This window comes from Pseudoalteromonas sp. SG44-17, assembly GCF_014164235.1.
GTDB classification, from domain to species: domain Bacteria; phylum Pseudomonadota; class Gammaproteobacteria; order Enterobacterales; family Alteromonadaceae; genus Pseudoalteromonas; species Pseudoalteromonas rhizosphaerae.
In genome coordinates this window covers 77,666-102,877 of sequence record NZ_JACJEV010000016.1, presented here as the reverse complement: position 1 = coordinate 102,877, position 25,212 = coordinate 77,666, and the positions used below count along the sequence as shown (strand labels likewise).

Here is a 25,212-nt window from a genome sequence, read left to right as displayed (position 1 = left end):
CTTTCTTGCATTAGGCTCTTTACGTGATAAAGCTAAAAGTTGCTTGGATTTTTCTAAGTTCAATTTAGTAAAAGTAGATAAGTATCAGTGTGCTAATTAGATCACATAATTTGGCAGATTGGTATAATGTGTTATATTTTCGATCTTCTATAATGAATAGCGCACAAATTAAGATAAACGCCACTATAGGATAATTTCCTATATTAACCCTCTCAATTGATTCTCTTTAAAAACATAAATAGTTTTAGACTCAAGTGCAATTGTTTACGTTTTATTTATTTTTAAGCTCGTAAACTTTGCTTATTTAATCTATAGCCAAAAACCACTCACCGCGATTACTTCCTTTGTATTTATTAACACGCTAAGCTGCAACTTTATATTTTTAGGAACATGCTATGAAATTATTAACTGCGGCAACTTTATTGCTGGCGTCTACGGCGGCGTTTGCTCGCCCTGCGCCTTTGGTATCTATCCCAACTCATGATGGCTTTTTTGATAATATTGCCGCCCATTGTGGTAAAGCTTTTGAGGGTAAAGTAACGGTTGATAATGCCACTGGTCCTAGCTCGTTTGCGGGTAAAAAATTAGTCATGCATGTTCGTAAATGCACTGATAGCGAGTTACAAGTACCGTTTCATGTAGGTGATGATGCATCACGTACGTGGATCATTACCAAAACCGGTAGTGGTTTGAGTTTAAAACACGATCATCGCCATCAAGATGGGACTGATGATGTATCGACTATGTACGGTGGTCATACGGTTGATGCTGGGTTTGCTAACGTGCAGTCGTTCCCTGCGGATCAGTACTCAAAAGAATTGTTTGTTAGCCAAGGTATTCCACAATCTATCGGTAATACATGGCAGATGTATATTTACCCTGAAAAGTTTACTTATCGTTTAATTCGCCAAGGCCGCGAGTTTCGCGTTGATTTTGATTTAACAAAACCAATTACACCACCGCCAGCGCCTTGGGGTTATAAAGACTAAAGATTAGTCTTTGCTGGGCTTTGTCTCACATTGTAGTAATACCGTTAAAGGTGGCTGATAGGCGCGGGGTTTGGTTGGGAAACGATCATACTCTTGTACACCATCAGTCACTTTTAGCATAAACGGATTACCACGGCATAAACGGTCAGCATGGCGCAATAAAAATACACTTTGATTTTTAAAGTGCTGATAGTCGTCAGATTGAATTTCTAGATGATAGTTATTTGCGTCTAATTTTGTTTGGTAATAATGGACTTTTTCATCAAAGTCATAGAGTTTTTCGGTTTCACCTTTTTCTGCTAATACCGCATTACTGCCTATTAATAGTGCCAGTGCACTGATAATTACTAGCCTATTTGCTGTTTTTCCTTTCATAAACCTTTAACTCCATTATTGTATTGAGCGCACTATTTAATTACAGTGATGCAACGAGTTATGCTGTAAGTCTAACACCCAAAAAGGGAAAATGTGATGTTCAAACAAATAAAACAACTATTTTCAGCTTTTGATGAGCAACCAGCTCAGCTGCAAGAGCATGATTTGAAAACGGCTGTCGCGGCATTATTGATTGAAGTCATGCGTGCTGATCGCGAGCAGCAAGACGATGAATTGAAAACGTTATCTCTGACTTTAAAAAAGTATTTCAATTTGAGTGATGAAGACGTTAGTGAGCTAATGCAAAGCGCAGGAAAAAGTTTGGATGACGCGATTGATTACTTTCAGTTTTCTAAACAAATTAATGATCAATGCAGCGCAGAGCAACGCATTGAAATTATAGAGCTGCTATGGCGCTTAGCGTATGCCGATGGTGAGTTAGATCCGCAAGAAGAGTATGTAATTCGCCGTGTTTCTAACTTGTTGTATGTCGCGCATGAGGATTTTATCGCTGCCAAGTTAGCAGCGACAAAGCTTTCTTAAGCGGTTTATTTATTTAATTTGCTGGCAACGCTGACGAGCTGCTGAGCAAGGCCTGCAATTCGTTCTGCTGTCACAGGGTCACTAATGCGGCCATTTTCATCAAGCAAAGTGTGAATTGCAGGTACGGCAAGTTGATCTGCCAATACCAAGCTGCCGATACCCGATAAAATATCGCGAACGTGATTTAGACCACGCAAGCCACCTAAGCCTCCCGGTGATGAGGCGTATAAAGCCGTTACCTTGTTACGAAATGCTGGAACTGCGCCTTGCTCAGTACGTGATGCCCAATCAATGGCATTTTTTAGTACCGCGGTAATTGAACCGTTATATTCAGGGCTCGCAAGTAAGATGCCATCTGCAGCGCGTAGTTTGTCTTTTAATAACTGAGCGCCTACTGGTGTGCCTTGCGCTTCAACGTCTTCGTCAAACATGGGTAAGTTTAGATCTGCCAGTTTAATTACTTCAACTTCTGCACCGCTTTCTAATGCAAAGCGGGCTGCTTCATTGATCAATTTTTGGTTAAAGCTGTCTTTACGTAAGCTGCCTGCTAAGGCAATAATTTTTGGTGCTGTCATGGTGGTCGCCTTCAATAACGTAGTTGGGTTTGCCTGTTAACTACTTTAGCAAATATTTACTTGCAGAAAAGCCAAATAAACGCAAAACTTATGTGCATATACGCACACTTAAGGTTAAGGGCAGGTATGGCGATTCAATTTGATGACTGGCAAGATGTAAAAGTAGCCTATGAAGTTGCGCGGTTAGGAACGTTAACAGCGGCGGCTGAAAAGCTCAACGTCCATCACAGTACGGTACTTAGGCGCATTAATAACCTAGAGCAAAGTTTAAATGCACGTTTATTTCATCGTCATGCCCGGGGTTATAAAGTAACTGAGATTGGCGCTAAACTCTTTACAGCAGCGCAGTCAATTAATAGTGAACTTGAACGTTTACACAATGATATTATTGCCGCAGATAGTACTTTGCGTGGTAGTTTATTGCTTACAACGGTCAGTGGTTTTATTGATGTACTGAGTGATGTGTGTGAACAATTTCAAAGTTTACATCCACAGGTGCAGCTGGAAGTGATACTTGATCAAAACCGGTTACGTCTTGACCACGGCCAAGCACATATAGCGGTTCGCGCAGGTCCTCGTCCTGATGAAGGTGATTATATCGCCCAGCATTTGGCGCATTTGTCGTCAGGATTTTATGCATCAAAGCGTTATATTGATAAGCATGGCGTGCCAAAAAGTATTAAGCAATTGCCGTTGCATAATTTTGTTTCGGGGGTGGCCGGCTATAATGGCAAAGTGCCTTATTTTGTTTGGGTTGATGAAAATATACCAACTTCACAAGTGAAATTACGCGTGTCTGAAACCTCAGAGGCAACCCGTGCGATTGTTAAAGGCTTGGGAATTGGCGGGGTGCAGCATGACGTGGCGGCGCAGTATGCTGATTTAGTACCAATACTAGCGGATGAACTGAGTTGGCCAACGGATTTATGGCTAGTAACCCATCACTTAGTGCACCGAACAGCTAAGGTACAGGCGTTCAGTCAGCTTTTAAAAGCGTATTTTAAGGAGCATAAGCTCGCGTAATTTAGCTGGTTAATCTTTCTATCAGCAAAAACGTGGCTAAACAGTATTTAGCCACGTTTTGTTTAACGACTGAGAAAAATTAATTAACGTCCTTTTAAATTACGCATGTCTGCTTGTACGTTACGATAAAACCGACCTAAGCTTCTATCTTGACTACGTAATTGCGCAAGGCTCTGAGTATTGCGTTGCTGCTCTTTTAACAGTTTTTGATAATTAGTGATACGCCGCTGCGTTAATAAGCCTTTTTGTAACGCAGCTAGCACCTGACAACCGGGTTCTAGCTGATGACTACAATCGGCAAATCGACACTGCTGCGCCAGTTCACTTATATCGTTAAAAGTAAGCTCTACACCTTGTTGACAGTCACTTAGTTGCAGCTCTCGTATGCCGGGAGTATCGAGTAACAGCGCTCCTACGTTAAGAACATGCAATGCTCGATGAGTCGTGGTGTGGCGACCTTTGCTGTCGTCCTCACGAATTGCACCAGTGTCACTTAGCTGCTGTTCACATAAGCTATTAACTAAGCTGGATTTACCTACACCCGAAGACCCAACAAAAGCTAATGTTTGACCTTTGCCGCACCATGGCATTAATTGCTCAACACTGCCACGCTCTAATGCATTAACAGACAGCACGGTTAAGTGATTATCAAGCGCTGTTAGTTGTGCTATATGTTGCTCTGGCTCTGCACATTGATCGCGTTTGGTCAGTACAACAACGGGTAAACACTCACTTTGATATGCTAACGCTAAGTAGCGCTCAAAGCGGCTTAGATTGAAATCTTGATTATGCGAGCTGACAATAAACAAAGTATCAATATTAGCGCCAATAAGCTGTTCACTTAATTTACTTCCCGCACTTTTGCGACTGAGCAATGTTAAGCGCTCAAGCAATCGGGTAAACAGCCAGTGTTCGTTGTGTTGCGTAAGTAATATCCAGTCACCCACAGTTAAGGGGGGATGATCTGAATTTACCAATACCTTGTGGCAACCCTGCTCACTCTGTACAACAAAGTGGTCGCGATGGTAGGTAATGATCCGTGCAATCAGTGTGTGCTCTAAATCATTGAGCGTAAGTTGTTGTTGGAAAAATGCGCGCCAACCCAGTTGGCTTAAACTTAAATTAGTATTCATATAACCCCATTACTGCAAAGAGTAAAAATAACAAAGGGGTTTGCTGTTAAATTTTAGCTATCAACAGCGCCCCGGCTAATGGCCGGGCAAAACTTAATATTAAAAAATAAAATTAAGCACTTACTTGCCCAGCAAGGGGGTTTAATACAATCATCAAATATCTCCTGTTTAGATGTTTATTGTGGTTTTACACCAGTTGGCACTATAGCCAAGTTTGGGTGTATAAAATACACATTAAATAGATTTTTTTACTGTAATACCGAGACGTTTGGCTAATCGCACTAAGTTAGCGCGATCAACTTTTAATGTTCGTGCTGCACTGGCCCAGTTGTAATTATGTTGTTCTAGCTGTTGGCTGATTAAATGCTGAGTAAATGTATCCGTTGCTTGTTTGAGCGAGAAATTTTGTTTATTTATGTTATTGTTATCGGCAGTTGTTAATGCGACAGGCGCTGGGTTATTTGTACTTAGGTTAAGTTCACAATGAGCAGGTTCAATAGTAATTATTGCTTGCTGCCACTGGCTTTGTTTGGCTTTTAATGCTGCACGGCTGATCACATGCTCAAGTTCTCGCACATTTCCCGGCCAGTCATATTGAGTGAGTAGTAGTTGCGTTTCGACGCTGAGTTTGAGTTGTTTGATAGCTAGCTTACGGGCTGTTCTTTCAACAAAGTAACCTGCAAGTAGAATTACATCGTTTTCGCGTTGTTTAAGTGGCGCAACGTTGAGCGGGTAAACACTTAACCGATGATATAAATCGGCTCGAAAACGCCCTTGAGCGACTTCGTTTTTTAAATGCCTGTTTGTAGCCGCAATAACCCTTACATCGACGTATTTTACTTCATCTTCGCCAACCGTTTGGATTTCACCACTTTGTAAGACGCGCAATAGTTTACTTTGCATGGCAAGTGGTAGTTCACCAATTTCATCTAAAAATAAGGTGCCACCATCAGCCAGCTGAAACTTGCCTTGACGTGCATTATGGGCGCCGGTAAATGCGCCTTTGGCGTGGCCAAAAAATTCACTTTCGGCGAGGTTCTCTGGTAATGATGCACAATTCAAGTGAATTAACGGCATTTCGCTACGCTTTGAATGAAGATGGATATTGCGTGCTACTAGCTCTTTACCTACCCCGGTATCACCTTGGATCAAGACACTAAACTCAGAAGCCGCCACTAGTTTTATATCGCTTCGAAGGGCTTGCATGGCCGTGCTTTGGCCGATGATCTCTGCACCATCGCGGGTAAGCGCTTCGCGGTTTAGCTCTTGCACTAAAGCGCTACTATGTTGCGCGTGGTTTTGATATTGCTGCAGTTTTAATACAGTTTGCAAATGCGCGGTGCAAAGCGTACCTAGTTGAGTAAATAGCTCAAGGTCAAAACTGTCGAATGCATTTGCATCGAGACTGTCGAGGGTGATCACACCGAGTAAGTTATCTTCGCTATCAAGTAGGGGGATGCCTAAGCAAGCATGAACAGGGATATCGCCAGTTTTGCTCGATAGTAAACCGTCGTACGGATCAGGAATTGGGCAATCATGGGCAAACTGTAATGGTTGCTTAGCGTTGCAAATGGCATGTAAACGTGGATGCTCGTTTATTACAAAGCGTCGTCCTAGGGTGTCAGGCGTCAGTCCATGAATAGCTTGTGGTTTTAACACATCGCCTTGTAAGGTAAGCAGTGCAATAGCGTCACTGGGTATTACTTGCTTGATACACTGAATTAACTGCTGAAAAGGCTGCTTTTGGTCGCTCACTTTAGCAAGCACAAGGGCGACATTAAGTAAGCTTTGTTTATCTGCCATGTCAAAATGACTCAAATGTATTTTTATCTTATTTAAAGGTGAGTCATAAAGACTTTTTTGTCAATAGTAAAATAGTTAATGTGTTGAATAATAAGCAGTTTAAATCTTGGCTCGGCTTGTGCAGTAGCGTGTTATAAATACCTAGATAGATAAGTCTAATACGCTGATGCGAGCAATCAATTTAACCGAACCAATGCCCAAAAAAGTGCGTTTTTATCAAGTCAGTCAATGGCCGTTATGGATGTTAGCATTTCGGCCCTACTTTTTAGGAGCTGGCTTGTTGGCCGTTTTGTCGATTAGTTATTGGTTACTCATTTTAACAGGCCATGCCAGATGGCAATTGACTATGCCAGCAACACTTTGGCATGCCCATGAAATGATGTTTGGCTTTGCAGGCGCTGTAGCTGTGGGGTTTTTATTAACCGCAGCACAAACTTGGACCGGGGTTGCGAGTATTAATGGTCGTAAATTGATGTTGCTAACCCTAGTGTGGCTAGCAGCTCGTGTTGCGTTTTTTATTACCAGTGCAGGTATTGAAAACTTTAGTTTATATGCGGTGTTATTGTTCCAATTGCTTTGGTGGTTAGGTGCAGTTATGGCGCTGGCTAATATGCTCCTTAAAGCTGGCAATAAAAATAACTACCAATTTTTACCGATGCTAAGCGCATTGTGTGTGCTCAATATTATTTATTTATGCTTAGCAATACAACAAAACATGCTACTTGCATTGGCAGTCGCCGATACCGCAGTACTAGTAATGACCTTACTTGTCGGTGTGGTGGCTGGGCGGGTATTACCTTTTTTTACTGCTCGTGGTCTTGGTTTCGCGGAGCAAGTGCGTACTCCTCGTTTAGATAAAGTGCTGCTTTACAGCTCATTGTTTGCTGTCGCGCTTTATTTTATCAGCCAATTATTTATAGCAAGCGTTAATCCTGGTTGGGCATTGGCTGTTGTTGCTGTAGTGCATTTAAGTCGCTCATTGTTGTGGTGGAATAATCAAATGCTCAAAGTACCACTGTTATGGTCGTTGCACTTCTCCTATCTAGCTCTTGGGCTTGGTTTAGTATTGCTTGCGCTGAGTTTTTACAGCTCGGTTATTTTGTTTAAAGACGCGCTGCATATGATCACTATAGGTACGATTGGCATGATGATCTTAGCGATGATGACGCGGGTATCTCATGGTCATACTGGCCGCCCTTTAACTATTCCTCACTTTATGGCTGTGGCGTTTGCTTTAGTGTTTATTGCAGCAATTATTCGTTCGTTATTACCTGTTGTTATTGGGCCACACATCGCATGGCAGCTGAGTGCTGTACTGTGGATCGTGGCATTTTTATTGTTCTTATTCCACTGTATTCCTATTTTAACGCGGCGTCGTGTTGATGGGCGTCGTGGTTAAAGGAAGTTGTATGTTATCTGATAAAACCATTGAAATAGTAAAAAGCACAGCGCCTTTATTGGCGCAGGCGGGCACCGTTGTCACGGAGCATTTTTATAACCGGCTGTTTAGTCATAACCCTGAGCTGCAGGATATTTTTAATATGGCCAATCAACGTAGTGGCCGTCAGCAATTTGCATTATTTAATGCCTTGGCTGCGTATGCTCAAAATATTGATAATTTAGCCGTATTAAAAGAGGCGCTGGCACGCATTAATCATAAGCATACCAGCATGCATATTTTACCTGAGCATTATCCAATTGTTGGCGGACACCTGATTGGCACTTTAAAAGAATTGATCCCTGAGCAATTTACAGCTGAAGTTGAATATGCATGGCGTGAGGCTTACGCACTACTTGCTGATATTTGTATTACCGAAGAAGCGGCACTATACGAGCACAGTAAAAATAACCACGGTGGCTGGTCGGGTACTAGAGCATTTGTTATTGCTAAAAAACAGCCTGAATCAGAGTTAGTAACCAGTTTTACTTTAGTGCCAGTCGATGGTAAAGCGGTAATGACTCATAAACCAGGGCAGTATTTAGGTATCAAAGTAAAACCAGCTTATGCACAGTATAGTGAGATACGCCAATACTCTATTTCTCAGCAAAGTAATGGTGAAAATTACCGTATTAGCGTGAAAAAAGAGTTATTGCCAGCAGCGGGGATTGTATCTAATTATTTGCACTCACTTGATGAGGGCAGCGTTGTGGAGCTTTATCCACCGGCTGGAGACTTCTTTTTACGCGCAAATAAAAAACCTGTGGTATTAATTTCTGCGGGCGTTGGCCAAACACCGATGCTGGCAATGCTACAAACATTATTATGTGATACATCGAATCAAGCGGTCACCTATTTACACGCCTGTGAAAATATCCTGCAGCATTCATTTAGTCAGTTTTTGGCAGAGCAAGCCGCGGCGCATACTCGATTAAATTACTACACTTGGTTTAATCAAGGTGGCGAGGGAGCTGAGTTTACTGGATTGATGAATGTCAGCGCTGTTGCTGAGCAGCTACCGCTTGAAGAAGGTGATTTCTACATCTGTGGCCCAACGGGGTTTATGGCTGCAATTAAACAGCAATTACTCGTATTAGAAGTTGCTGCTGAGCGTATTCACTTCGAGGTGTTTGGCCCACATCAAGATATTTAATGACGAAACTAAATGCAGGTTTTAAGTGAAAAGGCGCGAAATGCGCCTTTTTTATGGTTTTGGCTATTTAAAGTACAGCATTGCTATTTTTCGCTGCCAAAGCTTGGTTTTGCCATGCGGTAAATAATTTTTGTTGCTTGTCGGAAATTTTTAAACCATAGGTTTTTTGCATATAAAAATAAGCATCGGCAATGCGTTTTCGTGCATAAAAGGGCGGCTCTACCACACGCTGTTTAAAATCTACCTTTACTTGGCAGCGACCATATTGGCTTGCATTACCTGCAATCATGCCAAAGCTATAATTAGAGCGGTCTGCGTTTATTTCACCAATTGCCGGAGCGAGATTATTTATATCAGCTTCCATTTTCCGAAATTGCGCACTGACTTTAATGCAATTTTTTCGGCCGCCATCTTGCCAGCATTGTAGCTGGTGACCAAATTCCCATGCAGACACAATATGTTCCCACTCAATCCGAGTTGCGCGCGCATTTGGTTTGCCTGAACGAGTAACCGCATTGCGAGGCACATAACCACATGCATTTGGGTCGGGCACCAGTTTTTTACCTTGGCGTTTAATATTACAGCCACAATAGAGGCTGGTGGCGTTATCAGGAAGGGTTTTGATGAGGTGTTTTTTTGCGCTGTAAAAACTGGTGAATTGTTCTGCATAAAGGTTAAAACTCACACAACACAATACCAGCGCAATAATTAAATGCGGCATATCCAATCACTTTAGTGAACTACAGGAAGCGCTAGTTTAGAGCGATTATTCAAAAAGTAAATCGCTTAACTGTGTGATGTAGTGGGAATTTTAACTCATCTACAAGGTAAGGTTAGCTACTTGGGCGACGGGAAGTACGTTTTCTAAAACGGATATTTTGTAGTAATAAAATAAAGCCAGTTAAACAAAACAATATGCTACTGGCTGCAAAACTAATTAATAATGGGTTATTAAAATCTTCACGTTGATCATAGTCCATTATGTGTAACATCCAGAAAAAATCGAAAATTCGCCAAATTGTGCTGCGAACAGTAATAACTTGGCCACTATCAGCGGATAAATATAGTGTGGTGTTAAACGTATCGTCAAAATTTACTTGCCAAATATTTTCTTTAAAGCCAACTTCGCGAGTACCTTTAGCTAGTTTGATCGCGTCTGTAACTTGCGCATTAATTAATAGATGAGCTTGGGCATTGGCAATAATTTGCGCTTTACTCGGTGCTACCAAAGGACGGCCAGTAACTCCGTTAAAGCTGTACTCACCGTTACTGTTGCTCACAATAATGGTAGGGATTGTTAAAAAGTGACTATAACTAATTTGTCTTGGTTGAGTAATTTGTGCAACGATATTATCAACTGAGGCTAGATAATCAGCTTGTTTGAATGGGTTATTTAATTGCCGCGCAGCTAAATGTTTACCGTGAACTTTTTCAAGCGGTATAGCACTCATAATTAAACCACCGAGTAACCATGCAAAAATTTGTAGCGCTAATAAGTAACCTAACCATTTGTGAAACTTACGCGCATGTTTAAAAATGCGTTTATCCATAGTGACTACCTGTTTGTTATTAGTGCGGTATTCTATAAATTATATTGAGTTTGCCAATGTGGCAAATTGTCGCATCAACAAAATAAAACTAGCTACTCTAGATTTGGTATATACGCAAAATTAGGTTAAAGTTTGCGTTGTTATTAACGCAGGGTAAAAATGAAACAATGTCGGAAATTCAATTTTTAAATGTAGATCTAGAGCTTGAATCAAAGCAAGATATTAGTTTGTTAGTTGCAGACTTAAAAAAAAGTGCTGTGGTTTTGCATTACGATAAAGATGAGTACCGTCAACTAGCACGTATTGAGTCTAATGAAGACGTTATCTCACCAGATAAAGCGATTAACCACTTATGTGAGTTAATTGAATCTTGCTCACGCAATGCATTAAAGCAGTGGTTATCATGCTCAAAGCGCACCTTTGATATTGGCTTTGAATCAGGCACTTCGCCAAAATGCTTTAATCAAGCGCTCAGTGCCGATACTTTATTGCGTATTTCTGCTATTGGCGCAGGTATTGAAATTACAATTTATCCACTTTCAAGTTAGCCTTTTCGCTCTACAATTGCTGCGGTCATTCTTGATACGCAGCACAGTTCTCCACGACTATTGGTGATTTTTATTTCCCATACGGATGTACGCTTGCCTAAGTGTAGTGGTGTTGCTATCGCGGTTAATATACCATTACGTGATGCTTTTAGATGATTGGCATTGATCTCCTGGCCAACACAATAAAACTTTGTAAAATCAACAGCAAAGTTTGCAGCATAACTCGCCACCGTTTCTGCAAGTACAACATTTGCGCCGCCATGCACCATACCCATAGGGTTATGATGAGCTGGGATCGCGGGCATCGTTGCTACTAAATAATCATCGCCTATTTCACTTATTTCAATGCCCATGGTTTTCATCAATGTGCCTTGACCACTTATGCCGTCATCAAGTTGCTTACATTGTGCTAGGGTGATCGGTTGATACCAAATACTCATCTGTCTACCTCACTAAGTTATTTACTAAATCAGTCTACACTTTTAAACATTTTCCTACAGTTAAGATCATAAAAATAGATAAAATGTACCTATATTATCTAACTGTTAATGGATCTTAAGGATGAAAGTAAAGGTATTTGGATGTGGTGCAATATTATTAATGAGCCTTGTTGCTCAGCCGCAGGCTGTTGCTAGTACCAAACATCAACTCGATATTGGTTTTACCGATTTAGCTGGTTTAGATGAATCTTTTTTAGGCGCACGGTACCGATATTTTGCGCAAGATCTTGAATCTTTGACTGGTCCATACGAGCTAAAAGCGTATTTAAATCAAGTCAATAATTATGCTATTGGTGGGTTTGCTAATGATGATTTTAGCTATTTAAATGCCGATGCTGCCATCTATGGTCCCGCAGGATTAGTTATTAGTGCCAGCGCGCAGCGCCTCTGTGAAGATAATAGCTATTGGCAAAATACTGATTATTTAGTGAGTGCCGCTGTTGGTAAGCAAATGAATGAGCAGTTACAACTAGGGTTCAATGTATATTACAGTCGCTTAGAGCGCCATGATATGTGGTTTGGCAAAGATAATGAAAGAGTCGCGGTTGAATGGACTTATGCTCCTTATGTTCGTTGGACAAATATAGTTAGCAATCAAGGTTGGGATTTAGAGCTAAAGCAATTGGCAGGGCGTTATCGTTATGTGCAGGGGCAGGCGGTTTATTATGTAAATCAAGCATGGTCAGTGGGAGTCGTTGCCAATATTCGGAATCAGAAAAATCTAAAAGACAACTATGAACTGCAAACGCAATATTGGTTTAATCAACATGTAGCATTAAAGTTTGGTCTTGGATCTGCGCTTGATTCTGGAAGTGGTTTAAATAGTATGAGCTTGTTATTAACGGCGCGATTTTAAGCCAATTTATATTTGCGATTTTCAGATAACTGTATATACTCACAGTTAAATGTACTGTATGGAAAACCAGTTGTATGCGCCCATTAACGAATCGCCAAGCTCAAATTCTCGAACTTATTAAAGTTTTTATTAAAGATACCGGTATGCCGCCAACCCGTGCTGAGATTGCGCAAACGTTAGGTTTTAAAAGTGCTAATGCAGCGGAAGAACATTTAAAGGCATTAGCGAAAAAGGGCGTTATTAAAATGAAGCCCGGTGCTAGTCGAGGTATTCAGTTAGTTGAAGAGGATGAGCCGGAACAACTTGGTTTACCTCTAATAGGCAGAGTTGCCGCTGGTGAGCCTATTTTGGCAGAGCAGCATGTTGAAAGTCATTGCAAAATAGATCCACTCTTGTTTAAACCGGCTGCTGATTTTTTACTGCGTGTGCAAGGCATGAGTATGAAAGACATTGGTATTATGGATGGCGATTTATTGGCAGTACACAGCACTCAAGTTGCTGAAAATGGCCAAGTGGTGGTTGCCCGTGTTGATGACGATGTAACAGTAAAACGCCTTGAAAAAGCAGGTAAAAAAGTTTTTTTACATGCTGAAAACGATGAATTTTCACCGATTGAAGTGGATCTTGAACATGAATCTTTCAATATTGAAGGGTTAGCTGTTGGGGTGATCCGCAACGCTGATTGGATGTAAATTTTTTGATCTATATTTTGCACCAAATTGGTGAAGTTTGGTGCATTTAATTTTTTACCGCTTTAATGGCTAGATTTTATACTTAGCTATAGCGTCCTAAGCCCTATCAAATCTACTTGTCAGCTACTTTTAGCCCTCTAATATTATCCCTAATTACAAAATAACGCGCTGATTTTTAGCTGTTATTTATGCACCAAAAAAGAATTTAATTGCTCTTAAAACTTGCTAATTGTTCATTTTTTAACTAATTGGTTAATACACTGTGTTAACAGCTACTTTAAAAGTCTAACAATTTTGCTCAATAGCATAATTTAGGGTTGCGTTAATATTCAGTAACAATAAAAAATAACGAATTGGCGCGAATAAAGCTGTGCCGCCTTTTCGCTTTGCGTTTTGCAATAGCATTTAAAGGAGCCGTCACATGGGTAAATTGAGCTCTACCTTGTGGCTTATATTGTTTGTTCTACCGCAGCAAGTATTGGCTAATAGCCAGTTTAATATGCGTAAGGGCGTAACAGATATAAGTAATGATGTTTATCAGCTGCACATGACAATATTTATTATATGTTGTGTGATTGGGGTCATCGTGTTCGCCGTGATGTTTTGGGCACTGATCCACCACCGTAAATCTAAAGGGGCAAAACCAGCCCAATTTCATGAAAGTACTAAAGTTGAAATCCTTTGGACGGCAATCCCGTTTGTGATTTTAATTGGTATGGCAATTCCTGCGACAAAAACTTTGATTGCAATGGAAGATGCTAGTAAAGCTGATCTCACGATTAAAATTACTGGTTCTCAATGGAAATGGCATTATGAGTACATGGGTGAAGATGTTGAGTTTTATTCAATGCTTGCTACACCTCAAGATGAAATAACTAATCTTGCAAATAAAAACCCTAATTACCTGCTTGAAGTTGATAAACCTTTGGTGTTGCCAATTAATCAAAAAGTACGATTTTTAATGACCTCAGACGACGTTATTCATTCTTGGTGGGTGCCTGATTTTGCAGTGAAAAAAGATGCTAACCCTGGGTTTATCAATGAAACTTGGACCAGAATTAATGAAGAGGGCATTTATCGAGGGCAATGTGCAGAACTATGCGGAAAGGATCATGGCTTTATGCCTGTGGTGGTTGAAGCTAAATCTGAGCAAGCATTTGCAAACTGGCTGAGCGAAGCTAAGCAGGCAAAAGCAAACGCTGCAATTGCTGATGCTGCATTATTAGATCAAACATTACCAAAAGAAGAATTAATGACACTCGGCGAGCAAGTCTATATGGCCAGTTGCGCTGCGTGTCACCAACCAACAGGTATGGGCTTACCGGGGGTTTTCCCGGCGCTCAAAGGCAGTCCGGTAGTATTAGGAGATATTAAAGATCATATTGATGTAGTGCTTCATGGTCGCCCAGGTACCGCTATGCAAGCATTTGACAAGCAGTTATCAATCAAGCAGCTAGCAGCTGTGATCACCTATAAGCGTAATGCATGGGGCAATGACACTGGGGATGTAATTCAACCGAGTCAGATACAAGCCGCGATTGATGCAACTTCGGAGGCTAAATAATGAGTAGCGTAACAGAGCAACAACATGATCAAGCTGCACACCATGATGGACATCATCATCCTGCGAAAGGTTTTAAACGCTGGCTTTATACTACTAACCATAAAGATATCGGTAGCTTATATTTAATTTTTTCGTTGACGATGTTTTTAATTGGTGGCGCCATGGCGATGGTGATCCGCGCAGAGTTATTTCAACCTGGCTTACAGTTAGTAGAGCCTCACTTTTTCAATCAAATGACCACAGTACATGGCTTGATCATGGTATTTGGTGCCGTTATGCCGGCCTTTACAGGATTGGCTAACTGGATGGTACCACTCATGATTGGCGCACCAGATATGGCATTACCACGGATGAATAATTGGAGCTTTTGGATTTTACCTTTTGCTTTTATTATTTTACTGGCATCCCTGTTTATGCCAGGTGGTGGCCCGGCATTTGGCTGGACTTTTTATGCACCACTGTCAACAACTTACAGTAACGATAATACCGCATTATTTGTTTTTGCTATTCACATCATGGGTATTAGCTCAATTATGGGCGCAATCAATGTGATTGTAACTATCGTTAATTTACGTGCGCCAGGTATGACTTGGATGAAGCTGCCGCTGTTTGTGTGGACATGGCTTATCACCGCTTTTTTATTGATTGCTGTGATGCCGGTATTGGCCGGTGCTGTGACTATGGTATTGACTGATAAGTATTTTGCAACCAGCTTTTTTGATGCTGCTGGGGGCGGTGATCCGGTGATGTTCCAGCACATATTTTGGTTTTTTGGTCACCCTGAAGTGTACATTATGATTCTGCCAGCCTTTGGCATTATCTCGACTATAGTGCCGACCTTTTCACGTAAAAAATTATTTGGTTATGCCTCTATGGTATATGCCACATCTTCGATTGCTTTACTGAGCTTTATAGTTTGGGCGCATCATATGTTTACCACAGGTATGCCTGTCGCTGGCGAATTATTTTTTATGTATGCAACTATGCTGATATCGGTGCCAACTGGGGTCAAAGTATTTAACTGGGTAGCCACCATGTGGCGTGGTTCGATTAGTTTTGAAGTGCCTATGTTATTTAGTATTGCGTTTATTGTGTTATTCACTTTAGGTGGTTTCTCTGGGTTGATGCTGGCGATTACTCCTGCTGATTTTCAATACCATGATACTTATTTTGTGGTGGCGCATTTTCATTATGTGTTAGTGACTGGGGCGATATTTTCAATTATGGCCGGGGCGTATTATTGGCTGCCAAAATGGACGGGAAATATGTTCAATATCACCTTGGCTAAATGGCATTTTTGGTTGTCGTTAGTGAGCGTGAATGTATTGTTTTTCCCTATGCACTTTGTTGGTTTGGCCGGTATGCCGCGCCGAATTCCTGACTACGCACTGCAATTTGCAGACTTTAACGCGATTATTAGTATTGGTGGCTTTGCTTTTGGTTTATCACAATTGTTATTTGTGGTTGTAGTATTTAAGTGTGCACGAGGCGGCGATAAAGTGCCCGCCAAAGTGTGGGATGGTGCTGAGGGTTTGGAATGGGAGGTGGCATCGCCTGCGCCTTATCATACTTTTGAAACGCCACCGGAGATTAAGTAATGAGTCATGCACCACTGCTTAAGCGCTTAGTTTTAATATGTCTTGGCATGTTCGCTTTTGCGTTTGCTTTGGTGCCGTTGTACGACGTTTTTTGTGATGTAACAGGCCTCAATGGTAAGCCTTCGTTAGAACAAGCAAAGCAAAGTACGAGTGTTAATGAGGCACGAGAAATCGACGTAAGCTTCACAACTCATGCGCAAAGTGGAGCGCCATTTGAGGTGCAATCACATGAGTATAGTGTGGTAGTAAAGCCCGGAGCTATGCGCGAAGTGCTGTTTAGAGCAAAAAATACCAGTAATGAAGATAAAGTCATGCAAGCTGTACCGTCGGTGTCTCCAGGCAAAGCAGCTAAGTATTTGCATAAAATGGCTTGCTTTTGTTTCGATCAACAACCTTTGAAAGCAGGTGAAGAAGTGGAATTTAAACTGCTTTTTTATGTTGATACGCAATTACCTGAAGATGTTGAAGAGTTAACTTTGTCTTATACCGTGTTTGATATTAGCGGGCAGATAGTGGCTAGTAATTAGGTTGCCAAGCTAATAGCTAATTAGGAGCAAACAAAATGGATAAAAATTACGAAAAATATTATGTTCCCGCGCAAAGTCCGTGGCCAATAGTTGGCGCATTTGCGATGTTTTTTATTGCTGTTGGTGCAGGTCTTACCGTAATGCAAGCAAGCAGCGGCGGTGGTGCTGGCCATTATGTGCTTTACGCAGGAATTGGTGTGTTGCTGTTTATGCTATTTCGCTGGTTTAAAAATGTCATTGAAGAGTCTGATCAAGGCTTATATTCAGCGCAAATGGATCGCTCGTTTCGTCAAGGTATGAGCTGGTTTATTTTCTCTGAAGTAATGTTTTTTATGGCTTTTTTCGGTGCCCTTTTTTATGCCCGGATGATCTCTGTGCCTTGGCTTGGCGGCGCCGGAAATAATGCCATGACCAATGAGGTACTGTGGCCTACTTTTGAAGCAATCTGGCCATTAGTTACTACACCCGGTGGTAGTACGACACAGGCTATGGGTTGGCAGGGATTGCCGCTGATCAACACATTAATATTACTAACCTCATCGGTTACCTTACATTTTGCTCATGTAGGCATGGAGAACAATAAGCGTGGGCCATTAAAAGTATTTATGGCACTGACAATCGTATTAGGGGTCTGTTTTTTAGGACTGCAAGTCGTAGAGTATTTGCATGCTTATCAGGATTTAGGACTGACCTTAGATGCTGGCGTATATGGCAATACTTTCTTTTTACTAACCGGCTTTCATGGCATGCATGTGACCTTAGGAACTATTTTATTATTAGTCATGCTGATCCGTATTTTAAAGGGCCACTTTAGCCCAGATAAACATTTTGCGTTTCAAGCCGCAGCTTGGTATTGGCATTTTGTTGATGTGGTGTGGTTGTGTTTATTTGTGTTTGTATATGTGCTGTAACTTTATCAATTGGTGATGAGTTACTGTGGATGAAACCTAGTTTAAGGGCCGCAATAACAATCACTAAGACGATAACAGAAAACAGCACACGACGGCCTAAATAGTGAGACATAGGCCGTCCATCTGTTTTACCCGATACCATAATAAATAAGGCACGGAACAAGTTAAAAAGTATAAATAGTAGCAACAGTACGATAATAATTTTAATAATCACTGGGTCACCTTTATGCAGTTAATTTTATGGCGTAAACAAAAGCTTAGCTCAATTATTACCATTTGCGTGGTAACCATTGTGGTATTGGTGTGTTTACGCCTAGGGTATTGGCAATTACAGCGAGCTGAAAGTAAAACTGAGCAATTAACACAAATAGCAGCCCTGCAAAGTCAGGGAGTAATGAGCTGGCAGCAAATGCAGCAACTGCCTAGTGATTGGAATAAAACGGGCTTGCAGATAAGTATCTCTGGAGTGCTAGATACGCAGCAATATTGGTTGTTAGATAATCAAGTTTACCAAGGTCAGGTTGGCTACGATGTACTTACCTTGCTGCGTTTACAGCAAAGTAAGCAAACTCTGTTGGTGAATTTGGGTTGGGTTAAAGCACCACTTACTCGCCAGCAACTCCCTAGTATAAACCTACCATCGACTCCTTTGGCAATGACCGTGCAATTAAAGCAAGGAAAGCTCAGTGGCTTTACTTTGCAAGATGCACAACACAAGACGGATACAGCATGGCCCAAGCGCGTACAAATTATCGATTTAGCATTGTTTTCACAGCAAATAGGTCGCGACATGATTGACTTTATTGGTTATCGGCAAGGTATCGCGGATGAGATTGCTGCGCCGCATTACCAAGCTGTGGTGATGAGCCCCGAAAAACATCAAGCCTACGCAGTGCAATGGTTATTGATTGCGATTGCCTGCCTTGTTATTGCTGTATTTGCTTTTAAAAAGAAGGAATTACAATGAAAAACAATCCGTTATTAATATTTATTGGCTGTTGTTTAGTGCCTTTAATACTGGCGTATTTGGCGTTAAAGCTTGAGTGGATACCTAGTGCATCGAGTAATAAAGGGGAATTTTTAACACAGGAAATAAAACTACAAGATTGGAAAAAAACGGAGCATAAACAATGGACTATTGCTTTAAATCACCCAGCACAATGCCAACAAGCTTGCGCACAGCAGTTACAAGCACTAGAGAACCTCTACATCGCTCTTGGTAAAAATCAAGGTAAAGTCGATGTAGCCATCCTTGGCCAGACACAGCAAAAAGAGCTGCCATGGCGTCAGTTACCTGAGGTTGATGTACTGCAACCAGCTAGTTTATATCTAATTGATCATATGGGCTTAGTGGTCTTGCAGTATCCTTACCATAGTGAGCCACAGCAAAACCGTTTGACTCAAAAAGGACTGTTAAAAGATTTAAAAAAATTACTTAACTATTCGCGTTCTAGCTAAATTAAGGAGTGCCAATTATGTATAAAAACTATAAACATTTGGTATTAGCCACTTTTATGTTATCGATCTTAGTTGTTGGCTTAGGGGCTTATACGCGCTTGAGTGATGCCGGATTGGGTTGTCCGGATTGGCCCGGTTGCTATGGCTTTTTGACGGTACCCAAGCATGAGGCTGATTTAGCCCATGTAGAGCAAACCTACCCTGATATGATGTTCGAAACCGCTAAAGCGTGGAAAGAAATGATCCATCGCTATTTTGCCGGCACGTTAGGTTTACTTATTTTAGCGTTATTTATATTGGCTTTATTAAAACGTCAATATCCAACCACGCCAATTAAATTACCCTTACTATTACTAATACTGGTGGTGTTCCAAGCGGCTTTAGGGATGTGGACCGTCACCATGAATTTACAGCCGCTGATTGTATTGGGGCACTTATTAGGTGGATTTAGTATTTTATCATTGGTTACATTATTGTATTTACGGCTAACGGCAAAACCAATTTTTGGCGGCGACGGCCCAGCTCGGCGTTACTTTAAACTTAGTCTAGTCGCATTAGTGGTGTTGGTATTGCAAATAGCGCTAGGCGGTTGGCTTGCTGCTAATTATGCGGCGCCGCACTGCAATGGCTTGCCATTGTGTAGTTACGGACAGCCGTTTTCATTGAGTAGTGTATTTCAGTTGCCATTAGAGCAAAGTACTTATGAATATGGTGTACTTTCACAGCAGGCTAGGATGTCGATCCATTTATTACATCGAATGTGGGCGTTAGTTACCTGTGTAGTATTAGCGCTGATAATGTGGCGCATTTATAGCCGTGCTGTGTCGAGAAAAATAAAGCATTGTACAGTCTCCGTATTGGTCGCGTTGCTGTGTCAAATTTGTTTGGGCTTGGCGGTTGTGCACTGGCATTTCCCGCTCGGCGTTGCGCTGGCACATAATTTAATGGCTGCCATACTATTGTTAACAGTCGTTCGTTTATGTTTTTACTTAAAAGCACGTACATAGGGGCAGTTATGACACCATTAATAGCAATAACAAAGTTAGCACCTAGCCAAATTAGCGGCTTAATAAATGATTATTTAGCGATCAGTAAATTTAAAGTAGTCGCGATGTTGGTATTAACAGCATGGGTTGGTTTAGCGCTGGCACCCGATGTTGGTCGTGGTATTGGCGTACAGTTTATTAGTTTACTGGGGATTGGCTTGTTATCCGCAGCAGCTGCGGTGATCAATCATGTAGTTGATAGCGAAATAGATAGCAAAATGGCACGTACACGCCATCGGCCAGTTGCTAAGGGGCGGTTATCTAAACTGCATGCTTTAAGTTTTGCCGCTGTTATTGGGGTGAGTGGTTTCATTATGTTGATGATCTGGGCTAATACTTTAACCGCTGTATTAACCTTATTTGCGTTAGTTGGTTATGCGTTTATTTATACCTCCTTTTTAAAGCGTGCAACGCCACAAAATATTGTTATAGGAGGACTCGCAGGGGCCATGCCACCGTTGTTAGGGTGGGTATCAGAAACCGGGCACATGGCAGCTGCTCCTTGGTTATTGGTGATGATCATATTTACTTGGACTCCGCCGCATTTTTGGGCGTTGGCAATTGCTCGCAAAAGTGATTACGAACGCGCTAAGATCCCCATGTTGCCAGTCACTCATGGCATTGATTTTTGTAAAACCTGTGTAGTTGCATACTCTATTTTATTGGCTTTGGTATGTGTATTGCCTTATTTAATTGGTATGTCGGGGCTCATTTATTTAATTGCTGCGACATTACTTAATGGGATTTTTATCTATAAAGCGGTAAAACTAAAAATAGCGGGGAATGACGATACAGCAATGGATTTATTCCGTTTTTCAATTATTCATTTAATGATACTCTTTGTCGCCTTATTTATAGATAAATGGTTCGTTATATGAATAGCTTAGCAGTTAAGTGTGGGGCGAGAGTGTGGTTGGCGTTAAGTTTATTGCTGTTAACAGCTTGTAGTGACAGCGCTATGCCTGACGTTGAAGCTTTGGTATATGAACAAGCCAAACCTTTGAGTGATTTTACTTTACAAGATCAAAATGCTCAGCCAGTAACTAAGCAAACATTGCAAGGTCAATGGAATTTAGTGTTTTTAGGTTATACCAGTTGCCCAGATATTTGCCCTCTGACATTAGCTAAACTCAATGGCGTTTATAAAGCGTTGAAAGATGAATACCCATTGCAAATTTGGTTTTTAGCGGTCGATCCAAAACGCGATACAGTCGCTAAACGCAAAGCCTACATTGATTATTTTAATCCTGATTTTTTAGCGGTCTCAGGGGAACATAAAGATCTATTTCCACTAGTTAGAGAGTTAGGTTTGATTTACGCAATTAGTAATAGTGATGAGCAAGAATATGCCGTTGACCATAGTGCTTCAATTGCGATGGTTGATCCTCAAGGGGCGGTAAGGGCCATATTTAAACCTGAATTTAAACAGGGCAGTGTGCCATTAATTAATGCTAAATTATTAATAACTGAGTTTAAACAGATTGCGGATCATTATTAATAGAATAAGTATATTTTAATTATTTTCGAGGAGCGTTTAGCTCCTTTTTTGTTTTTCTTTTATCCCCCCTGTAAATAATTTCACTCTTTTTTCAACGCATTTATGGCATTTTTACTAACTCAGTCTAAGCTTTTGTTATGAATTGGTTAAACATGGAAAGTGCGAACAATATGATGAAGCTTCCCGCTGAACTAGCAATCACCCAAGTTGAAAACTTACACCAAGATTTATTACAAGAATTACACCGCAATGATGATGTTTGTTTAGACATTAGTGAAGTTGTACGCGTAGATACTGCCTCGATTCAACTATTGTGTGCTCTGCAAAAGCACTTGCTGTGCGTACATCACAAAATTATTTGGGTTGGGCAAAGTGAGCCTTTAAAAAATGCCATTAATCGCTTAGGCCTGAGTGAATATCTAATACTAGAAAATGCAGATTAAGGAGTTCATATGAAAAGAATTTTAGCCGTGGATGATTCGGCATCGATGCGTCAAATGGTGAGTTTTACACTGAAAAAGGCGGGTTTTGATGTCACTGAGGCAAAGGACGGAAGTGAAGCACTTAGCATCGCAAAACAACAAGGTTTTGATGCTGTGATTTCCGATGTCAACATGCCAGTGATGGATGGTATTACTTTGATCAGGGAGTTACGCACCTTACCAAACTATAAATTTACGCCATTGCTAATGCTAACAACAGAATCAGGAATGGACAAAAAAGTAGAAGGGAAAGCTGCTGGTGCAACAGGCTGGATAGTTAAACCTTTTAATCCTGAACAGTTATTAGCGGTTTTAAAAAAAGTAATTCGCTAATCTAGGGGATGGGGTATGAGTATAGATTTAAGTCAATTTTTTGAAGTCTTCTTTGAGGAAAGTTTTGAAGGCTTAGATGCGATGGAAGCTGAGTTATTAAACTTGGTACCTGGCGAAGAAGATTTAGAAACAATCAATACCATTTTTCGTGCTGCGCATTCTATCAAAGGCGGCAGTGGTACATTTGGTTTTAACTCTGTGTCTGACTTTACTCATGTGCTAGAAACCCTATTAGATCAAATTCGTGAGGGGAAACGAGAGCTTACCGCAGAGCATGTTAACCTATTACTTAAATCTGTTGATTGCTTGCGGGAGTTACTTCGTGGCTTACAAGCAGAGCAAGAACCTAATTTAGACGAAGCTATTGCACTGAGAATTAAGTTTGAACAGATTTTAGGGGTAGATCAAGCCGAAAAAAATAAACTGGAAGTCACTGCTAGCCCCGCTCAACTTGCGCTAAACACCTATCAGATTGATTTTAAACCACATCATCATTTATTTAAAACAGGCAATGAGCCACTGTATATGATCAGTGAGTTGGCTGAATTGGGCGATTTAGAGACTCAAGCTTTCAATAATGAGATCCCTGACATTGCTGATTTAAGTCCCGATGATTGTTTTTTATCTTGGCGATTCTTTTTAAACACAGCAAAAGATGAGAGTGCGATTCGAGAAATATTTGAGTGGGTTGAAGATGATGCTGATATTACCATCGCGTTGTGCGGAGGGTTATTTGCTGATGATGATGCGCAAATTACAACACCTGATGTAATTGAGGAAAACCCTAATTCAACTTCAGCCCCTGCAGTTGTCAATGTTGCTGCGGTTAAACCAATAAAAAAAGGCACTGCGGTCAAAGCAAGCACTCCAGCTGCAGAATCTACTTCAATCAGAGTAGGCATAGATAAAGTTGATTCATTGATCAATATGGTTGGAGAGCTGGTTATCACTCAAGCCATGTTGAGCCAAATTGGTCAACAAGAGATCACCGAAGCGACTATCGCCTCTTTGCAGGAAGGTTTAGCGCAATTGGCTCATAATACTCGTGATTTACAAGAAAATGTAATGCGTATCCGAATGCTGCCAATCAGCTTTGTATTTAGTCGTTTTCCGCGTTTAGTACGAGATATTTCGCAAAAGCTAAATAAGCAAGTTGAGCTAAAACTGTTAGGTGAACAGACCGAGCTTGATAAAACTGTAATGGAAAAAATATCAGATCCTATGGTGCATTTAGTGCGAAATTCGCTGGATCATGGTCTAGAAACTGTTGAACAGCGTCTTGCTGCAGGTAAAGACCCAGTCGGTACAGTCACACTTAATGCATTTCACCAAGGTGGCAATATTGTTATAGAGATCATGGATGACGGACAAGGCCTTAATACTGTAAAGATTAAACAAAAAGCGGTTGCTAATGGGCTAGTAAGTGAAGCTGATGAGTTGGATGATGATGAAATTAATGAACTCATTTTTATGCCCGGTTTTTCAACCGCGGATGAGGTAAGCGACATATCCGGACGTGGGGTAGGTATGGATGTGGTCAGGCGTAATATCCAATCACTCAATGGCTCGGTTGAAGTTTCATCTGCTGCAGGTGTTGGGTCTACCTTCACTATTCGCTTGCCACTTACGCTGGCTATTTTAGATGGTCAGTTAGTGAGGGTTGCAAAGCACACCTATATTATTCCATTAATTTCTATTGTTGAATCATTACAAATAGATATCAGCAAAGTCAGCCGAGTGGGTAAAGACCTAGATGTACTTAGACTGCGTGATGAATACATTCCTATCTTGCGTTTATACAGTATTTTTAATCATCAAGGTGCGATAGAAACGCTTGATAAAACCTTGTTAGTGGTGGTTGAAAGCGATAACCAAAAAATTGGTTTGTTAGTTGACGATTTATTGTCACAGCAACAAGTAGTGATTAAAAGTTTAGAAGCTAATTACCAAAAAGTAGATGGCGTGTCAGGTGCCACTATATTAGGGGATGGTCGGGTTTCGTTGATTGTCGATATCAGCGGCTTAATTAAATTATCAGGATTAAGAAAACCCGGTAGCCAAGAATTGATTATTGAATCGCAAGCCAACTTGGAGGCTTCATGATCTCTGCGCACAGCGAATTAGATAACAAAATAATGCTTGAACAGGCCCAAGGAGTTAAGCAGTTTTTAACCTTTATTATGGCTGATGAAGAATACGGTGTTGATATTTTAACTGTTCAAGAAATTCGCAGTTGGGAGGAGATCACCGAGATCCCGAATGCCCCAGATTATGTAAAAGGGGTGATTAATCTACGTGGCACCATAGTACCTATTTTAGATCTTAGATTACGGTTTGGCTTAGCGACGATTGACTATGGACCTTTAACAGTGGTGATCGTAGTGAAAGTAATTTTTGAGCAAAATAGCAAGATTATGGGAATGGTAGTCGATGCCGTATCTGATGTTTACAGTATTGTAGAGCAAGATGCGAAGACGGTGCCTAACTTTAGCGGCTCAGAGAATGCTGAATTTATCGCAGGGTTAGTGAATGTCGGTGAGAAGATGGTCGCGTTATTGGACCTGCAAAAAACAATGGATATTTAGCCAAATACTAAATATAGCAAATGGTGATCAAC

29 protein-coding genes are annotated in these 25,212 nt (G+C 40.9%); 21 read left to right on the top strand and 8 right to left on the bottom strand.

Annotation, left to right across the window (positions count from 1 at the left end):
• Positions 1 to 395 precede the first annotated feature (395 nt).
• Positions 396 to 989, top strand: coding sequence for a hypothetical protein (locus tag H5182_RS12890; protein WP_182758019.1), 594 nt, complete (start codon positions 396 to 398; stop codon positions 987 to 989).
• Between the two features lie 3 nt (positions 990 to 992).
• Here the strand turns inward: H5182_RS12890 and H5182_RS12885 are convergent, their stop codons facing one another.
• A complete protein-coding gene (locus tag H5182_RS12885; protein WP_145242437.1) occupies positions 993 to 1,364 on the bottom strand; it encodes a hypothetical protein in 372 nt (123 codons plus the stop codon).
• 96 nt (positions 1,365 to 1,460) lie between these two features.
• Between H5182_RS12885 and H5182_RS12880 the strand changes: the two genes are divergently transcribed.
• Entirely contained in the window at positions 1,461 to 1,907 is a 447-nt protein-coding gene (locus H5182_RS12880) for a TerB family tellurite resistance protein (protein ID WP_145242439.1), read from the top strand.
• A 5-nt stretch (positions 1,908 to 1,912) separates the two neighbouring features.
• On the opposite strand, the gene H5182_RS12875 is transcribed toward H5182_RS12880, so the two are convergent.
• Entirely contained in the window at positions 1,913 to 2,482 is a 570-nt protein-coding gene (locus H5182_RS12875; protein WP_145242441.1) for an NADPH-dependent FMN reductase, read from the bottom strand.
• Between the two features lie 126 nt (positions 2,483 to 2,608).
• Between H5182_RS12875 and H5182_RS12870 the strand changes: the two genes are divergently transcribed.
• The gene (locus H5182_RS12870) at positions 2,609 to 3,505 is read left to right on the top strand and encodes a LysR family transcriptional regulator (RefSeq protein ID WP_182760141.1); all 897 of its coding nucleotides are present in this window, start codon (positions 2,609 to 2,611) and stop codon (positions 3,503 to 3,505) included.
• Positions 3,506 to 3,588: 83 nt separating this feature from the next.
• Here the strand turns inward: H5182_RS12870 and rsgA are convergent, their stop codons facing one another.
• Together rsgA and norR are read right to left on the bottom strand one after the other, a co-directional pair.
• Positions 3,589 to 4,638 (bottom strand): ribosome small subunit-dependent GTPase A, encoded by a 1,050-nt coding sequence (gene rsgA, locus H5182_RS12865; protein ID WP_149980415.1) that lies wholly within the window; start codon positions 4,636 to 4,638, stop codon positions 3,589 to 3,591.
• A 234-nt stretch (positions 4,639 to 4,872) separates the two neighbouring features.
• Positions 4,873 to 6,441 carry a nitric oxide reductase transcriptional regulator NorR gene (norR, locus tag H5182_RS12860; protein WP_149980416.1) on the bottom strand — a complete coding sequence of 523 codons (1,569 nt, stop codon included), beginning with the start codon at positions 6,439 to 6,441 and terminating at the stop codon, positions 4,873 to 4,875.
• 166 nt (positions 6,442 to 6,607) lie between these two features.
• Between norR and H5182_RS12855 the strand changes: the two genes are divergently transcribed.
• Positions 6,608 to 7,840 (top strand): NnrS family protein, encoded by a 1,233-nt coding sequence (locus tag H5182_RS12855; RefSeq protein WP_182760140.1) that lies wholly within the window; start codon positions 6,608 to 6,610, stop codon positions 7,838 to 7,840.
• A 10-nt stretch (positions 7,841 to 7,850) separates the two neighbouring features.
• On the top strand, positions 7,851 to 9,032 hold the full coding sequence (gene hmpA / locus H5182_RS12850; protein WP_182760139.1) for an NO-inducible flavohemoprotein: 1,182 nt from the start codon (positions 7,851 to 7,853) through the stop codon (positions 9,030 to 9,032).
• A 67-nt stretch (positions 9,033 to 9,099) separates the two neighbouring features.
• On the opposite strand, the gene H5182_RS12845 is transcribed toward hmpA, so the two are convergent.
• A complete protein-coding gene (locus tag H5182_RS12845; RefSeq protein WP_145242452.1) occupies positions 9,100 to 9,753 on the bottom strand; it encodes an endonuclease in 654 nt (217 codons plus the stop codon).
• Between the two features lie 112 nt (positions 9,754 to 9,865).
• On the bottom strand, positions 9,866 to 10,582 hold the full coding sequence (locus H5182_RS12840; protein ID WP_182760138.1) for a hypothetical protein: 717 nt from the start codon (positions 10,580 to 10,582) through the stop codon (positions 9,866 to 9,868).
• 167 nt (positions 10,583 to 10,749) lie between these two features.
• On the opposite strand from H5182_RS12840, the gene H5182_RS12835 reads away from it, so the two are divergent.
• Positions 10,750 to 11,130, top strand: a complete 381-nt coding sequence (locus H5182_RS12835) for a hypothetical protein (RefSeq protein ID WP_145242456.1) — start codon at positions 10,750 to 10,752, stop codon at positions 11,128 to 11,130.
• Here the strand turns inward: H5182_RS12835 and H5182_RS12830 are convergent.
• Positions 11,127 to 11,570 (bottom strand): PaaI family thioesterase, encoded by a 444-nt coding sequence (locus tag H5182_RS12830; RefSeq protein ID WP_149980420.1) that lies wholly within the window; start codon positions 11,568 to 11,570, stop codon positions 11,127 to 11,129. The genes H5182_RS12835 and H5182_RS12830 overlap by 4 nt on opposite strands.
• A 121-nt stretch (positions 11,571 to 11,691) precedes the next feature.
• On the opposite strand from H5182_RS12830, the gene H5182_RS12825 reads away from it, so the two are divergent.
• The 6 genes from H5182_RS12825 to H5182_RS12800 all read left to right on the top strand — a co-directional run bounded on the left by H5182_RS12825 (position 11,692) and on the right by H5182_RS12800 (position 17,778).
• The gene (locus tag H5182_RS12825; RefSeq protein WP_182760137.1) at positions 11,692 to 12,486 is read left to right on the top strand and encodes a hypothetical protein; all 795 of its coding nucleotides are present in this window, start codon (positions 11,692 to 11,694) and stop codon (positions 12,484 to 12,486) included.
• A gap of 74 nt (positions 12,487 to 12,560) precedes the next feature.
• Complete coding sequence (gene lexA / locus H5182_RS12820; RefSeq protein WP_145237778.1) at positions 12,561 to 13,178, top strand: transcriptional repressor LexA; 618 nt, start codon at positions 12,561 to 12,563, stop codon at positions 13,176 to 13,178.
• Positions 13,179 to 13,599: 421 nt separating this feature from the next.
• Positions 13,600 to 14,742, top strand: a complete 1,143-nt coding sequence (gene coxB / locus H5182_RS12815) for a cytochrome c oxidase subunit II (RefSeq protein ID WP_145237781.1) — start codon at positions 13,600 to 13,602, stop codon at positions 14,740 to 14,742.
• The gene (gene ctaD / locus H5182_RS12810; protein WP_145237784.1) at positions 14,742 to 16,340 is read left to right on the top strand and encodes a cytochrome c oxidase subunit I; all 1,599 of its coding nucleotides are present in this window, start codon (positions 14,742 to 14,744) and stop codon (positions 16,338 to 16,340) included. Before coxB ends, ctaD begins: the two co-directional genes overlap by 1 nt.
• On the top strand, positions 16,340 to 16,867 hold the full coding sequence (locus tag H5182_RS12805; protein WP_149980422.1) for a cytochrome c oxidase assembly protein: 528 nt from the start codon (positions 16,340 to 16,342) through the stop codon (positions 16,865 to 16,867). The genes ctaD and H5182_RS12805 overlap by 1 nt, the downstream gene beginning before the upstream one ends.
• 35 nt (positions 16,868 to 16,902) lie before the next feature.
• Complete coding sequence (locus tag H5182_RS12800; protein ID WP_182760136.1) at positions 16,903 to 17,778, top strand: cytochrome c oxidase subunit 3; 876 nt, start codon at positions 16,903 to 16,905, stop codon at positions 17,776 to 17,778.
• Here H5182_RS12800 and H5182_RS22550 read toward each other — a convergent pair.
• Complete coding sequence (locus H5182_RS22550) at positions 17,678 to 17,992, bottom strand: DUF2909 domain-containing protein (protein WP_149980424.1); 315 nt, start codon at positions 17,990 to 17,992, stop codon at positions 17,678 to 17,680. The two genes, H5182_RS12800 and H5182_RS22550, sit on opposite strands and share 101 nt — an antisense overlap.
• Positions 17,993 to 18,004: 12 nt before the next feature.
• On the opposite strand from H5182_RS22550, the gene H5182_RS12790 reads away from it, so the two are divergent.
• The 9 genes from H5182_RS12790 (at position 18,005) to H5182_RS12750 (ending at position 25,180) form a co-directional block, all read left to right on the top strand.
• Positions 18,005 to 18,745, top strand: coding sequence for an SURF1 family protein (locus tag H5182_RS12790; RefSeq protein ID WP_182760135.1), 741 nt, complete (start codon positions 18,005 to 18,007; stop codon positions 18,743 to 18,745).
• The gene (locus tag H5182_RS12785; protein WP_145237802.1) at positions 18,742 to 19,236 is read left to right on the top strand and encodes a transmembrane cytochrome oxidase associated protein; all 495 of its coding nucleotides are present in this window, start codon (positions 18,742 to 18,744) and stop codon (positions 19,234 to 19,236) included. The genes H5182_RS12790 and H5182_RS12785 overlap by 4 nt, the downstream gene beginning before the upstream one ends.
• 17 nt (positions 19,237 to 19,253) lie before the next feature.
• Complete coding sequence (locus H5182_RS12780) at positions 19,254 to 20,243, top strand: heme A synthase (RefSeq protein ID WP_182760134.1); 990 nt, start codon at positions 19,254 to 19,256, stop codon at positions 20,241 to 20,243.
• 8 nt (positions 20,244 to 20,251) lie between these two features.
• Complete coding sequence (cyoE, locus tag H5182_RS12775; RefSeq protein ID WP_179959138.1) at positions 20,252 to 21,160, top strand: heme o synthase; 909 nt, start codon at positions 20,252 to 20,254, stop codon at positions 21,158 to 21,160.
• Positions 21,157 to 21,780 carry an SCO family protein gene (locus H5182_RS12770; RefSeq protein WP_182731728.1) on the top strand — a complete coding sequence of 208 codons (624 nt, stop codon included), beginning with the start codon at positions 21,157 to 21,159 and terminating at the stop codon, positions 21,778 to 21,780. Before cyoE ends, H5182_RS12770 begins: the two co-directional genes overlap by 4 nt.
• A gap of 170 nt (positions 21,781 to 21,950) precedes the next feature.
• Positions 21,951 to 22,223, top strand: coding sequence for a lipid asymmetry maintenance protein MlaB (locus H5182_RS12765; protein WP_145238313.1), 273 nt, complete (start codon positions 21,951 to 21,953; stop codon positions 22,221 to 22,223).
• A gap of 9 nt (positions 22,224 to 22,232) precedes the next feature.
• Positions 22,233 to 22,595, top strand: coding sequence for a response regulator (locus H5182_RS12760; protein ID WP_145237813.1), 363 nt, complete (start codon positions 22,233 to 22,235; stop codon positions 22,593 to 22,595).
• Between the two features lie 15 nt (positions 22,596 to 22,610).
• Positions 22,611 to 24,698 carry a chemotaxis protein CheA gene (locus H5182_RS12755; RefSeq protein WP_182760133.1) on the top strand — a complete coding sequence of 696 codons (2,088 nt, stop codon included), beginning with the start codon at positions 22,611 to 22,613 and terminating at the stop codon, positions 24,696 to 24,698.
• On the top strand, positions 24,695 to 25,180 hold the full coding sequence (locus H5182_RS12750; protein ID WP_145237819.1) for a chemotaxis protein CheW: 486 nt from the start codon (positions 24,695 to 24,697) through the stop codon (positions 25,178 to 25,180). Before H5182_RS12755 ends, H5182_RS12750 begins: the two co-directional genes overlap by 4 nt.
• The last annotated feature ends 32 nt before the right edge of the window (positions 25,181 to 25,212 follow it).